Annotated in this window: 14 protein-coding genes; 11 read left to right on the top strand and 3 right to left on the bottom strand. The window is 71.8% G+C overall.

Annotation, left to right across the window (positions count from 1 at the left end; translation table 11 throughout):
* Nucleotides 1-756, top strand: coding sequence for a 16S rRNA (uracil(1498)-N(3))-methyltransferase (locus tag C0R66_RS11820; protein WP_101524858.1), 756 nt, complete (start codon nucleotides 1-3; stop codon nucleotides 754-756).
* On the opposite strand, the gene C0R66_RS11815 is transcribed toward C0R66_RS11820, so the two are convergent.
* On the bottom strand, nucleotides 743-1,741 hold the full coding sequence (locus C0R66_RS11815) for a Gmad2 immunoglobulin-like domain-containing protein (RefSeq protein ID WP_101524857.1): 999 nt from the start codon (nucleotides 1,739-1,741) through the stop codon (nucleotides 743-745). The genes C0R66_RS11820 and C0R66_RS11815 overlap by 14 nt on opposite strands.
* 115 nt (nucleotides 1,742-1,856) lie before the next feature.
* On the opposite strand from C0R66_RS11815, the gene C0R66_RS11810 reads away from it, so the two are divergent.
* The 10 genes from C0R66_RS11810 (at nucleotide 1,857) to era (ending at nucleotide 11,109) form a co-directional block, all read left to right on the top strand.
* The gene (locus C0R66_RS11810; RefSeq protein ID WP_101524856.1) at nucleotides 1,857-2,216 is read left to right on the top strand and encodes a histidine triad nucleotide-binding protein; all 360 of its coding nucleotides are present in this window, start codon (nucleotides 1,857-1,859) and stop codon (nucleotides 2,214-2,216) included.
* An 8-nt stretch (nucleotides 2,217-2,224) separates the two neighbouring features.
* A complete protein-coding gene (locus C0R66_RS11805; protein ID WP_240311511.1) occupies nucleotides 2,225-3,400 on the top strand; it encodes a hypothetical protein in 1,176 nt (391 codons plus the stop codon).
* A 115-nt stretch (nucleotides 3,401-3,515) separates the two neighbouring features.
* Nucleotides 3,516-4,544 (top strand): PhoH family protein, encoded by a 1,029-nt coding sequence (locus C0R66_RS11800; RefSeq protein WP_101524854.1) that lies wholly within the window; start codon nucleotides 3,516-3,518, stop codon nucleotides 4,542-4,544.
* Nucleotides 4,541-5,002: an rRNA maturation RNase YbeY gene (gene ybeY, locus C0R66_RS11795; RefSeq protein ID WP_101524853.1), complete on the top strand. Its 462-nt coding sequence runs from the start codon at nucleotides 4,541-4,543 to the stop codon at nucleotides 5,000-5,002. Before C0R66_RS11800 ends, ybeY begins: the two co-directional genes overlap by 4 nt.
* Nucleotides 4,999-6,333, top strand: coding sequence for a hemolysin family protein (locus C0R66_RS11790; protein ID WP_101524852.1), 1,335 nt, complete (start codon nucleotides 4,999-5,001; stop codon nucleotides 6,331-6,333). The genes ybeY and C0R66_RS11790 overlap by 4 nt, the downstream gene beginning before the upstream one ends.
* Nucleotides 6,326-6,676 carry a cytidine deaminase gene (locus tag C0R66_RS11785; RefSeq protein ID WP_101524851.1) on the top strand — a complete coding sequence of 117 codons (351 nt, stop codon included), beginning with the start codon at nucleotides 6,326-6,328 and terminating at the stop codon, nucleotides 6,674-6,676. The genes C0R66_RS11790 and C0R66_RS11785 overlap by 8 nt, the downstream gene beginning before the upstream one ends.
* Nucleotides 6,677-6,745: 69 nt before the next feature.
* Nucleotides 6,746-8,116: an FAD-binding oxidoreductase gene (locus tag C0R66_RS11780; protein WP_241901422.1), complete on the top strand. Its 1,371-nt coding sequence runs from the start codon at nucleotides 6,746-6,748 to the stop codon at nucleotides 8,114-8,116.
* Nucleotides 8,113-9,396 (top strand): SAM-dependent methyltransferase, encoded by a 1,284-nt coding sequence (locus C0R66_RS11775; RefSeq protein ID WP_101524849.1) that lies wholly within the window; start codon nucleotides 8,113-8,115, stop codon nucleotides 9,394-9,396. The genes C0R66_RS11780 and C0R66_RS11775 overlap by 4 nt, the downstream gene beginning before the upstream one ends.
* A gap of 13 nt (nucleotides 9,397-9,409) precedes the next feature.
* A complete protein-coding gene (locus C0R66_RS11770; protein ID WP_101524848.1) occupies nucleotides 9,410-10,183 on the top strand; it encodes a siderophore-interacting protein in 774 nt (257 codons plus the stop codon).
* On the top strand, nucleotides 10,180-11,109 hold the full coding sequence (era, locus tag C0R66_RS11765; protein WP_101524847.1) for a GTPase Era: 930 nt from the start codon (nucleotides 10,180-10,182) through the stop codon (nucleotides 11,107-11,109). The genes C0R66_RS11770 and era overlap by 4 nt, the downstream gene beginning before the upstream one ends.
* A 33-nt stretch (nucleotides 11,110-11,142) precedes the next feature.
* Here era and C0R66_RS11760 read toward each other — a convergent pair whose 3' ends face one another.
* Both C0R66_RS11760 and C0R66_RS11755 read right to left on the bottom strand, forming a co-directional pair.
* Nucleotides 11,143-11,967 (bottom strand): septum formation family protein, encoded by an 825-nt coding sequence (locus C0R66_RS11760; protein WP_101524846.1) that lies wholly within the window; start codon nucleotides 11,965-11,967, stop codon nucleotides 11,143-11,145.
* Nucleotides 11,964-12,455: a flavodoxin family protein gene (locus C0R66_RS11755; RefSeq protein ID WP_101524845.1), complete on the bottom strand. Its 492-nt coding sequence runs from the start codon at nucleotides 12,453-12,455 to the stop codon at nucleotides 11,964-11,966. The genes C0R66_RS11760 and C0R66_RS11755 overlap by 4 nt, the downstream gene beginning before the upstream one ends.
* Nucleotides 12,456-12,520 lie beyond the last annotated feature (65 nt).

Here is a 12,520-nt window from a genome sequence, read left to right as displayed (position 1 = left end):
GTGTCCCTGCCGGTCCACTGGGTGCCGACCCTGGTCGACGTCCGACCCGGCGACACCGTCGAGGTGACCGGGGACGAGGCCCACCACGCCGTCGCCGTACGTCGGCTGCGAGCCGGGGAGCGGCTCGTCCTCACCGACGGGGCCGGGCTCCGGGTCACCGGCGAGGTCACCGCGACCGGCAAGCGCTCCCTGGCGGTGCGGGTCGAGGACCGGCAGAGCGTGGCCCGGACCGGGCCGTGGTTCACCGTGGTCCAGGCGCTGCCCAAGGGAGAGCGCGGGGAGCTCGCGGTGGAGGTGCTGACCGAGGTCGGTGCCGACCGCATCGTGCCCTGGGCCGCCGCCCGCAGCGTCGCCGTCTGGCGCGGTGAGCGGGCAACGAAGTCCCACGCCAAGTGGGTCGCCACAGCTCGGGAGGCCGCCAAGCAGGCGCGGCGAACCTGGTTCCCGGAGGTCGATCCGCTCGCCTCCACCCCGGAGGTGGCCGCGCTGCTGGCCGAGGCCGACCTCGCGGTGGTGCTCCACGAGGACGCAGCGGCCACCGTTGCGGCCCTGGAGCTGCCCGTCGAGGGTCGCGTCGTGGTGGTGGTCGGCCCCGAGGGCGGGATCGCTCCCGAGGAGCTCGAGACGTTCGCCGGCGTGGTGCCGGTGCGACTGGGGTCCGAGGTGCTGCGCACCTCCACCGCGGGCGTGGTGGCCCTCGGTGCGCTCATGTCGCGGACCTCACGCTGGGGCGCCGGGACCACTACCGCAGGGTGAAGTCCTTGGAGTCCGTGGTGGGGCCGCCGCCCTCGTTGCGGCCCTCGCCGTCGGAGGGGTCGTCGGTCGAGGCCACGAAGGTGTAGCTGCCCTTCGCCAGGCCGGAGACGTCGATCTCCTCGGTCTGCCAGGGATACAGCTTGTCCATCCAGCCCTCCGCGGTGGCGAAACCGGTCATCACCACCTCCTGGCCCCGGCGGATCTCCCAGGGCACGTTGGCCTCGGGGGAGCTGGCCACGCCAGTGGCGCGCAACGACCCGCTCGGCCGTGAGCCCTGCTCGGGACTGGTGACGTTGACCAGGGCCAGCACCTCCAGCGGGTCCGCGTTGGTCACCCCACCGGCGGTCGGCACCCCCAGCAGGGTGCTCGGCACGCCGTCGAGCAGCACCGTCATCGGCGCGCGCGCCTGGATCACGGCCTGCAGCGTGTGCAGCAGCTGCTGGACCGCCAGCTCGGCGTGCTCCCGGGTCATCCCCCGGGGACGCTGGACCCACGCGCCGTCGGCGAGCTCGACGACCAGCATGCCGTCGCTCGCCCGCACCGAGCCGAACGACCCTCGGGGGAACAAGGTGCGGTAGTCGGGGTCCAGCACGTCACCGGAGGTGAGCAGCGCCGCAGCCTCCGTCAGCGGGTCCTGCGCGGACACCGAGCGGAACTCGCGGAAGAGGCGCGGTCCCGAGGGTGCGTCCCCGACGAAGTACACCCCGACCGTGGTCCGCTCGGCCGGCACCGACGCCGCAGGCCCCTCGGCCTCGGGCTCCACGGTCTCGGCAGGGGCGGGCGTCGGGCTGGCGGAGACCGACGGATCCTGGGTCGGGGACGAGGCGCTGTCCGCGGCGGGCAGGGTCTCGGGATCGGCGGGCTGGGCCCCGCATCCGGTGGCCGCCGCCAGCAGAGCCGTCGCGGCCAGGGTCCGCGTCAGGGTCCGCCTGAGGGGGCGGGCCAGGGTCTGGGCCGGGGACGTTCGTCGGGGGAGTCCGGTCATGGCCACGAATCTGCCAGCAGGCGCGGGCTCGGCGCCCCTGCCACGCCGGGCCCGCGGCAGTCATCGGGCGGAGAGGGGGGAGACAGCGGGCTGGCGACGTGTCAAAGTGACCCCCATGAGTGATCCGAGCCACACCGCCGACTGCCTGTTCTGCGGCATCGTCAGGGGTGACGTGCCAGCCGAGGTGGTGCTCAGCACCGACACCGCCGTCTGCTTCCGCGACACCATGCCACAGGCGCCGACCCACGTGCTGGTCGTCCCCCGGAGCCACCACGCCAACGCGGTGGAGCTCGCCCGCCACGACCCCTCGGGACTGGCCGAGCTGGTGGAGGTCGCCGACAAGGTTGCGGAGTCCGAGGGGCTGGCGGGCGACTACCGACTGGTGTTCAACACCGGTGCCGGGGCCGGGCAGTCGGTGTTCCACACCCACCTCCACGTCCTGGGTGGGCGTCCCATGAACTGGCCGCCCGGATGAGCCCCCGGGTGCGTGCCGCACTGCTGTCGGCCGTGCTGCCCCTGGCGCTGCTCACCGCCTGTGGCGGCGACGACGAGGCAGCGCCCGCGCGGAGCGACACGCCGGCGGCGGGGAGCTCGGCCGAGGACGCCTCGCACCCGCACACCGACGCACCGGTGGTCGGAGGCAAGAAGCTGCGCGCCGGCGAGGAGCGGGTGACGGTGGCGATGCAGGAGCCCTACACCGCCTCGGCGCCGACCGGGGTCGGCACCGACGACTACCGGTGCTTCCTCCTCGATCCGGGTCTGGATGAGGACAAGTACCTCACCGGCACGCAGGTGCTGCCCGGGAACCCGGACGTCGTACACCACGTGATCCTGTTCGAGGTGCCACCGGACCTGGTGCGCAAGGCGGAGATCTTCGACGGTGTCGAGGACGGCCCCGGTTGGACCTGCTTCGGAGGGACCGGTCTCACCCCGTCCGCGCAGATCGACGACGCGCCGTGGCTGGCGGCCTGGGCCCCCGGAGGCAAGGAGACGGTGACGAAGCCCGGCTACGGCAAGCGGCTGGAGAAGGGCTCGCGCATCGTCATGCAGGTGCACTACAACCTGCTGGCCGGCACCCGCGCCGACGTGAGCGCCACCCAGCTGCGCCTGGCGCCGGTGAGCAAGAAGATGACGCCGCTGACGACCATGCTGCTCCCGGCTCCGGTGGAGCTGCCGTGCCGCCCCGAGCACGCCGACGGCGAGCTGTGCGACCGCGACGTGGCCCTGGCCGACGTCAAGGAGCGCTTCGGTGAGAAGGAGGGCAGCACCGCGGACATCCTGCACCTGCTCTGCGGCGAGATCGATCCCGGCGCGTGGCAGTCCTGCAAGCGGACCGTCAAGGAGCCCATGACCATCCACGGGGTCGCCGGGCACATGCACCTGCTCGGTCGACAGCTGAAGATCGAGGTGAACGCCGGCACCGATCGGGCCCGCACGGTCCTGGACATCCCGGTGTGGGACTTCGACCAGCAGGGCGGCATCCCCATCAAGCCGGTGGCCCTGAAACCCCAGGACACGGTGACGGTGAGCTGTCGCCATGTGCAGTGGCTGCGGGACCAGCTGCCCTCCTTCGAGGGACAGCCCGACCGCTACGTCGTGTGGGGCGAGGGCACCACCGACGAGATGTGCCTGGGGATGCTCCAGTACAGCCGGCCATGACTGGTGGGGCGGCAGACCCTGGTGGGCGTAAACCGACTGCGCGCGGGTCATGGCCTCGGCGTAGGATTGACCATCTCGACCTGCCGACGCGAAAGGCCGCCCGCCCGGGGCATCCATGACTGAGACGCCACTCACGACCAAGCACACCGTTGTCGTACCCGCCAGCATCAACATGGTCAGCCTGCTGGGACCCGGTGACGAGCACCTCTCGCTGATCGAGGACTCTTTCGACGCCGAGGTGCACGTGCGTGGCAACCGCATCACCTTCCACGGGGACGCGGGCGAGATCGCGCTGGCCGAGCGCCTCGTCGACGAGATCGTGGCGATGCTGCGCACCGGCCAGGGCATCACCACCGAGACCGTGGAGCGGATCATCGCGATGCTGCGGCAGGAGACCACCGAGCGTCCGGCCGACGTGCTGTCGCTCAACATCCTGTCCAACCGGGGCCGCACCATCCGCCCCAAGACGCTGAACCAGAAGCGCTACGTCGACTCGATCGACAAGCACACCATCACGTTCGGGATCGGGCCGGCCGGCACGGGCAAGACCTATCTGGCGATGGCCAAGGCCGTGCAGGCGCTGACCAGCAAGCAGGCCACCCGCATCATCCTCACCCGTCCCGCGGTGGAGGCGGGGGAGCGGCTGGGCTACCTGCCCGGCACGCTGAGCGAGAAGATCGACCCCTACCTGCGGCCGCTCTACGACGCGCTGCACGACATGATCGATCCCGAGACGATCCCCAAGCTGCTGGCCGCCGGGACCATCGAGGTGGCGCCGCTGGCCTACATGCGCGGCCGGACGCTCAACGACGCGTTCATCATCCTCGACGAGGCCCAGAACACCTCTCCCGAGCAGATGAAGATGTTCCTGACCCGGCTCGGCTTCGGCTCCAAGATCGTGGTGACCGGAGACGTCACCCAGGTCGACCTGCCCGGTGGCACCAAGTCCGGGCTCAAGGTGGTCGAGGGCATCCTGGAGGGCGTCGAGGACGTCTCGTTCAACCGGCTCACCAGCCACGACGTCGTCCGCCACCGGCTCGTCGGCAAGATCGTGGCGGCGTACGACGAGTTCGACGCGCGCAGCGAGAACGGCGTGCAGCAGGCCCAGCGTCGGGTTGCCAAGTCGAGGGAGCACCACAGTTGAGCATCGAGGTCCTCAACGAGTCCGGGCACGAGCTGGACGTCAAGGCGCTCGCCGGGCTGAGCCGGTTCGTGATGGACGCCATGCGGGTCCATCCCCTCGCCGAGCTGTGCATCAAGGCCGTGGACGAGGAGACCATCGCGCAGCTCAACGAGCAGTGGATGGAGAAGGAGGGCCCCACCGACGTGCTCGCCTTCCCGATGGACGAGCTGCGTCCCGGCCTGGTCAACGAGGAGCCCGAGGAGGGCGTCCTGGGCGACCTCGTCCTGTGTCCTGAGGTGGCCCGGCGCCAGGGCGAGGCCGCAGGCCACGGCACCGAGGCGGAGCTCGAGCTGCTCACCGTGCACGGGATCCTGCACCTGCTCGGCTACGACCATGCCGAGCCCGAGGAGCACAAGACGATGTTCGCGCTCCAGGACCAGCTCCTGGCCCGTTGGCGCGCCCAGACCCCAGCGCAGTGAACGAGGTCTGGCCTCCCGCCATCGCTGCCGTGCTGGTGGTGTTCGCCGGACTCTTCTCCGCCGCCGACGCAGCACTGGCGGGGTTCTCGCGAGCGCGTGCCGAGGAGCTGTTGGTCGAGGGACGCAGCGGTGCCCGCCGGGTCCTGCAGATCCTCGACAACGCTCCGCGGTACCTCAACACGGTGCTGATGCTGCGGCTGCTCTTCGAGATCGCCGCCACCGTCATCGTCTCCCTGTGGCTCCACGACCTCTTCGACGGGGCCTGGTGGCGGACCCTGGGGTCGTCCCTGGCGGTGATGCTCCTGGTCTCGTTCGTCTTCATCGGGGTGGCGCCTCGCACGCTGGGACGCCAGCACGACGCCAACGTGGCCCTGCTGCTGGCCCCGCCGCTGGTCGCCGTGACCCGGATCCTGGGTCCGGTCCCGCAGCTGCTGATCCTGGTGGGCAACGCGATCACACCGGGTCGGGGCTTCCGCCGAGGCCCGTTCTCCACCGAGACGGAACTGCGTGAGCTGGTCGACCTGGCCGAGGCCTCCGCGGTGATCGAGGAGGGCGAGCGCAAGATGATCCACTCGGTCTTCGAGCTCGGGGACACGATCGCCCGCGAGGTGATGGTGCCGCGTCCCGACATCGTCTACGTGGAGCGGCACAAGAACCTGCGCCAGACGATGTCGCTCTTCCTGCGCAGCGGATACTCCCGGGTGCCCGTGATCGGGGAGAACCTCGACGACATCGTCGGCATGGCCTACCTCAAGGACATCGTGCGGCGCGACTTCGAGGACCCCGAGGCGGAGACCGTGCAGCGCATCGAGGAGGTGATGCGGCCGGTGCACCACGTGCCGGACTCGAAGCCGGTGGACGCGCTGCTGGCCGAGATGCAGGCCTCGCGCCAGCACATCGCCGTGGTCGTCGACGAGTACGGCGGCGTCGCCGGGCTGGTGACGATCGAGGACGTGCTCGAGGAGATCGTCGGCGAGATCACCGACGAGTACGACGAGGCGGAGGACGAGATCGTGGTCACCGAGGACGGCACCCGGGTCTCGGCCCGCTACCCGGTCGACGACCTGGACGAGCTCTTCGGCATCAACGTCATCGACGACGACGTCGACACCGTGGGGGGACTGATGGCCAAGCACCTGGGCAAGGTGCCGATCCCGGGGTCCTCGGTCGAGGTGCACGGGCTGCGGTTCGAGGCCGAGCGGCCCTCGGGCCGACGCAACAAGGTGGCCACGGTGCTGATCAGCCTGGCCTCGGGAGCGCCCCACCCCGCCGACGAGGACGACGCCCCCGATGGGCGCAGGAACGAGCACCCGGAGGAGAGCGATGTCTGACCTGTCTGCCGAGGACGCCAAGCTGGTGACGCTGGCCCGTGCGACCCGGGCCCGTGTGGGCGCGGCCCAGGGCGCGGCGGTGCGCGACAGCGACGGCCGGACCTACGCCGCGGCGACCGTGGACCTGCCCTCCCTGCAGCTCAGCGCGCTCCAGGTGTGCCTGGCGATGGCAGTCGCCTCCGGGGCCGGCGGCCTGGAGGCCGCGGTGGTGCTGGGCGCCGAGACGACCGACCTCGCGCCGGCCGACCGCGCGCCCCTCTCCGAGCTCGCGGGACCGGAGGTCGTGGTGCATCTGGGCGACCCACGGGGCACGATCGTGGCCAGCACCACCTCCGCGGGCTGAGCCTGCGGGCTGGTCCATCTCGCGCATCAGGGGTCGCCGCGGGCGCTCTGCGCCCCTATGGTGTTGAGGGTGAGCCTCGACGTAGCTCCCGAGGAGGGACAGCGCCACAGGGCCGCCGTTGCCCGGCTCCGGTCCTCGTACGCGGCCCTTCCGCCCGACGCCCCGGTGCGGCTGGCCAAGAGCACCAGCAACCTGTTCCGCCCGCGCGAGCGGGCCGCCCACGGCCTCGACGTCAGCGGACTGGCCGGGGTGCTGGAGGTGGACCCCGTCTCCCGCACCGCCCAGGTGCAGGGGATGTGCACCTACGAGGACCTGGTCCAGGCGACCCTGCGGCACGGGCTGATGCCCCTGGTCGTGCCCCAGCTGCGCACCATCACCCTGGGCGGGGCGGTCAGCGGCCTCGGCATCGAGGCGACCAGCTTCCGCAACGGACTGCCGCACGAGTCGGTGCTGGAGATGGACGTCTTCGTGGGTTCCGGGGAGGTGGTGACCTGTCGTCCGGGCGACGAGCTGTTCGACGCCTTCCCCAACTCGCTCGGGTCCCTGGGCTACGCCACCCGGCTCAAGATCGAGCTCGAGCCGATCGGCGGCCACGTCGCGCTGCGGCACCTGCGGTTCTCCGACGCCGCCGCGCTGGCCGGGGCGGTGGAGGAGGTGGTCGCCACGCGGGCCTGGCAGGGGCATCGGGTGGACGCCATCGACGGGGTGGGGTTCTCACCCTCCGACCTGCGGCTCACCCTGGCACGGTTCGAGGCGCCCGGAGGCCGGGTCTCGGACTACACCGGGCAGCACATCTACTACCGGTCGGTGGCCGAGCGCGGCCACGACCTGCTCACCAGCCACGACTACCTGTGGCGCTGGGACACCGACTGGTTCTGGTGCAGCCGAGCCTTCGGGCTGGAGTACCCGCTGGTCAGGAGGCTCTGGCCGCGCCGCTGGCGCCGCTCCGACGTCTACCAGCGGCTGGTGGGCCTGGACCGCCGCTACGGCGTCGTCGACCGGCTGGACCGGCGCGCCGGGCGACCGGCCCGGGAGCGGGTGATCCAGGACGTGGAGGTGCCGCTGGACCGGCTGGCGGAGTTCCTGGCGTGGTTCGACTCCGAGGTCGGGATGCGTCCGGTGTGGCTGTGCCCGGTGCGTCTGCGCGGCGCCAAGGCCTGGCCCACCTACCCGATGCGGCCCGGGACGACGTACGTCAACGTCGGCTTCTGGGGCACCGTGCCAGTGGGCCCGACCGCGCCGCTGGCCCCGCTCAACCGGGCCGTGGAGAGGTGCGTCGGAGAGCTCTCGGGCCACAAGTCCCTGTACTCCGAGGCGTTCTACGACCGCGAGACCTTCGACCGCCTGTACGGCGGTGAGCAACTGGCGGCCGTCAAGCGACGGTTCGATCCTGACGACCGACTGACCGACCTCTACGACAAGGTGGTGCGACGCCCATGAGCCTGACGTTGACCCGGACCATGACCATCTCCGAGGCGCTGGACTCGCTGCTGCGCGACGGACTGCCGGTGCGCTTCACGGCCTACGACGGCAGCTCGGCCGGTCCGGCGGACGCCCCGTTCCAGCTGGAGCTGCGCAACGAGCGTGGTCTCAGCTACATGATGACCGCACCGGGGGACCTGGGCCTGGCCCGTGCCTACGTCTCCGGCGACCTCGAGATGGTCGGGGTGCCACCCGGCGACCCCTACGCCTTGTTGAGCATCCTGCAGGACCACACCCGGTTCCGCGCCCCCAGCCCGACCGAGCTGATCTCGCTGCTGCGCGCTCTGGGGCTCTCGCACCTGGTGCCGCCGCCGCCGCCGCCCCAGGAGCACCTGCCCCGCTGGCGCCGCAGCATCGAGGGGCTGCGGCACTCCCTGTCGCGTGACGCGGCGGTGATCGAGCACCACTACGACGTGTCCAACCGCTTCTACGAGATGGTGCTCGGACCTTCGATGGCCTACACCTGCGCTGTGTACCCCAGCCCCCAGGCGACGCTGGAGGAGGCGCAGCGGGCCAAGTTCGCGCTGGTCGCGGACAAGCTGGGGCTGGCCCCGGGACAACGGCTGCTCGACGTGGGTTGCGGGTGGGGCGGCATGGTGATCCACGCGGCGCGTGAGCACGGCGTGCGTGGGCTCGGCGTGACCCTCTCGGAGGCGCAGGCGGCCTGGGCGCAGGAGGAGGTCGTCCGCGCCGGGGTGGAGGATCTGGTGGAGATCCGGCACGCCGACTACCGGGAGGTCACCGAGTCCGACTTCGACGCGGTGAGCTCGATCGGGCTCACCGAGCACATCGGGGTCAGCCACTACCCGGCGTACTTCGAGTTCCTGTCCAGCCGGCTGCGTCCGGGCGGCCGTCTGCTCAACCACTCGATCACCCGGCCGCACAACCGGCGGGTGGACACCGGCGCCTTCATCGACCGCTACGTCTTCCCCGACGGAGAGCTGACCGGATCCGGGCGGATCATCACCGACGCCCAGGACGCCGGGCTGGAGGTGGTGCACAGCGAGAACCTGCGGCCGCACTACGCGCTCACCCTGCGGGACTGGTGCGCGAACCTGCAGGCCAACTGGGACGCGTGCGTCGCCGAGGTGGGGGAGGCCACGGCCCGGGTCTGGGGCCTCTACATGGCCGGGTCGCGGCTGGCCTTCGAGCGCAACAACATCCAGCTGCACCAGGTGCTGGCGTTGCGCACCGACGCTTCAGGGAGCAACGGATTCGGGCTGCAGCCGCACTGGTGACTAGATTTGCCCGGTGAGCACCCGGGCTAGGCAGTACACCGCGCAGGTGCTGCGGCGTGAGCAGCTCTCCCCGCACCTGGTGCGGCTCGTCCTGGGCGGGCCGGGCCTGGCGGAGTTCACCAGCACCGGGGTGCCCGACGAGTGGGTGGGGCTGGTGGTCCCGGGACAGTTCCAGAGCCGCTACTACACGGTGCGGGACTGGGACGGGGTGAGCCTGACGCTGGACGTGGTGGTGCACGACGTCGGCCTGGTCACCGAGTGGGCCGCCGGAGAGTGCGCCGGGAGCACGGTCACCGTCAGCGAGCCCAAGGGCTCGTTCGCCCTGCCGCCGGACGCGGAGTGGCTGATCCTGGTCGGCGACCTGACCGCACTGCCCGCGATGGTCCGGATCACCGAGTCCGTGCCGCTGCCGACCCGGATCTGGGCCGAGGTCCCCGACGACCTGGCCGACTACCTGCCCGCAGGCCGGGACACGACCTGGCTACGGCCCCCGGCGGGCGGCGACTCGTCCCTGGCCGAGGTGGTCGAGGGCATCGACTGGCCACCGGGGCCGGGCTACTTCTGGATGGCGGGGGAGTCGGGGCAGATGCGGGCGATCCGCAAGCACCTGATGCGGGTCCGCAACCTCCCCAGCACGGCGTACGACGTGATGGGCTACTGGCGCGGGAACGCGGTGCGGCAGCCCCGCGCCGTGGACCCGGGCCCGATCTACCGGGCCGGCAAGGCTGCCGACCGGACCGACGAGCAGATCTGGGCGGACTACGACTTCGCCCGGGAGGACCGATGACCGAGACCACCCCGACCCACCGCAGCGGCTTCGTGTCGTTCGTCGGTCGTCCCAACGCCGGCAAGTCCACGCTGACCAACGCGATGGTGGGCAGCAAGGTCGTCATCACGTCCTCCAAGCCGCAGACCACCCGCACCGTGGTGCGGGGCATCGTGCACCGCCCCGACGCCCAGCTGATCCTGGTCGACACCCCCGGCCTGCACCGCCCGCGCACCCTGCTGGGGGAGCGGCTCAACGACCTGGTGAAGACCACCTGGGCGGAGGTGGACGTCGTCGCCGTCTGCTTCCCGGCCAACGAGAAGATCGGGCCCGGTGACCGGTTCATCGTGCGTGAGCTCGGCAAGGTGCGGCGCACCATCAAGGTCGCCATCGCCACCAAGACCGACCTGGCGACCCCCGAGCAGATCGGGCAGCACCTGCTCGACATCGCCGCGCTCGGTGTGGAGACGGACACCGAGTGGGCCGAGATCGTCCCGGTCTCTGCCGTGGACGGCAGTCAGGTGGGGCTGCTGGCGGACCTGCTGGTCGGCCTGCTGCCGGAGGGCCCGCAGCTCTACCCGGACGGTGACCTGACGGATGCCCCGGAGCAGGTCCTGGTGGCCGAGCTCATCCGGGAGGCAGCGCTGGAAGGCGTGCGCGACGAGCTGCCGCACTCCATCGCGGTGGTCGTCGACGAGATGAACCTGCGCGAGGGCCGGGACGAGGACAAGCCGCTGCTCGACATCTACGCCAACCTCTATGTCGAGCGGGACTCCCAGAAGGGCATCATGATCGGCCACAAGGGGTCCCGGCTGCGCGACGTGGGCAAGGCGGCCCGTCTCCAGATCGAGGCACTGCTGGGCACTCCGGTCTACCTGGACCTGCAGGTCAAGATCGCCAAGGACTGGCAGCGCGACCCGCGTCAGCTGCGCAAGCTCGGCTTCTAGGCCGCCCTCCCGCCAGGGCGGGTACGCCGGGCCTCAGCGCTGGGGCACCCAGCATGTCCCGTAGTGCTGACCGGCGCGCCACTGCTTGCGGGTGGGGCGCTCCTCCGCCCAGGTGTAGTCCAGCGGGTCGTCGGCGTACTCCTGCGCCGCGGCGGTGCAGGGGCCGTCCATCCGGGCGGTCATCCGCGGACCCGGGGGGTACTTCGTGCCGGGCAGGTCGACGGTCTGGACGGCGCGCCACGAGTGCCGCTGCCCGCAGGGCACTCGGCGGAACCCCTTGGTGCCGGGTGCGGCCGTGGCGCACATCGCGAACCGCTCGCGCAGCTGCGGGTCCGCCAGTGCCCCCTTCAGACCGGTCCGCAGCGGCACCAGCTTGCCGCCGCCCCCGAGCACCACCACGTCGCAGCGGAACCACCGGGCGCCGGCCTCGGCGTCCTCCAGGGTGGGGGTGAACCACACCGCGGTGAACATGCTGCGCCGCAGCTGGTCGCGCGATCCGGAGAGGAACCCCGGGAGTCGGCCGGGGCAGCGGCGCGCGGGCTGCCGCTGGACCGCGGGCGCGTCCACGCGACGCTTCCGGCCGCCCAGCTTGAGGTCGAGACGGCCGACGTGGAAGGTCTGGGCGGTGTGGCGGCGGCGGCAGGGCACTGGCTTGCGCGTGGTGGTGGGGGACAGGGCGTCGTCGAGGCGCAACCGGTAGCAGGCGCCCTGCCGGGGTGCTCGGGGCCGCTTCACCGTGGGCGCTGTCTCGGAGCTGCTGGCTGAGGGACCCCCGGGCGCGTCGTCGTCACCCGGGTCCTCGCCCGTGCAGGCGGAGAGTGCCAGCGCCAGCGCCAGTGCCACCAGGACCCTCCTCATGAGGGCTCCTGCACGAGTGCGGCCAGCGTGGCGCCGAGCTCGTAGCCGGACTCCACCTCGGGCTCCCCGACCTCGCCCAGGACCTCCAGCACGCCGGCGGCCTGCCGCCAGGGCAGCGCGCCGGCGATGGCGAGCACCGACCTGGTCGCCCCCGTGGTGTCGTAGCGGCCGTGCACCCACAGACCGAACGGCTTCCGTCCGCCGGCCCCCGGGCCGGCCGAGCCGTCCTCGCCGAGCGCCCCGCCGGCCTCGAGGAAGACGGTGTCGAAGAAGTGCTTCAGGGCGCCGCTCATGTAGCCGAAGTTCGCGGTGGTCCCGAGGAGGTAGCCGTCGGCGGACAGCACGTCCTGGGCGGTGGCGCTCAGCGCGCTGCGCACGACGACCTCGACGTCGCCGACCGCCGGATCGACCGTCCCCGCGGCGACGGCCTCGCTCAACCGGGCGGCGTTGGCGCTGGGCGAGTGGTGGACCACGAGCAGGCGAGGCATGGGTCGAGCCTACGGCGGCCCCGCACGGCCCCGGCGGTGGCGTGGCGGGCCGCGGCGCCGGCGAG

The sequence above is a fragment of the Nocardioides houyundeii genome, from assembly GCF_002865585.1.
Lineage (GTDB): Bacteria > Actinomycetota > Actinomycetes > Propionibacteriales > Nocardioidaceae > Nocardioides > Nocardioides houyundeii.
This window is presented reverse-complemented; position numbering and strand designations above follow the sequence as displayed.

Coding starts and splice junctions, on each gene's coding strand:
- C0R66_RS11800 (WP_101524854.1), top strand. CDS start 3,516: ATGACTGAGACGCCACTCACGACCAAGCACACCGTTGTCGTACCCGCC.
- C0R66_RS11810 (WP_101524856.1), top strand. CDS start 1,857: ATGAGTGATCCGAGCCACACCGCCGACTGCCTGTTCTGCGGCATCGTC.
- C0R66_RS11755 (WP_101524845.1), bottom strand. CDS start 12,455: ATGCCTCGCCTGCTCGTGGTCCACCACTCGCCCAGCGCCAACGCCGCC.
- C0R66_RS11815 (WP_101524857.1), bottom strand. CDS start 1,741: ATGACCGGACTCCCCCGACGAACGTCCCCGGCCCAGACCCTGGCCCGC.
- C0R66_RS11760 (WP_101524846.1), bottom strand. CDS start 11,967: ATGAGGAGGGTCCTGGTGGCACTGGCGCTGGCGCTGGCACTCTCCGCC.
- C0R66_RS11775 (WP_101524849.1), top strand. CDS start 8,113: ATGAGCCTGACGTTGACCCGGACCATGACCATCTCCGAGGCGCTGGAC.
- C0R66_RS11785 (WP_101524851.1), top strand. CDS start 6,326: ATGTCTGACCTGTCTGCCGAGGACGCCAAGCTGGTGACGCTGGCCCGT.
- era (WP_101524847.1), top strand. CDS start 10,180: ATGACCGAGACCACCCCGACCCACCGCAGCGGCTTCGTGTCGTTCGTC.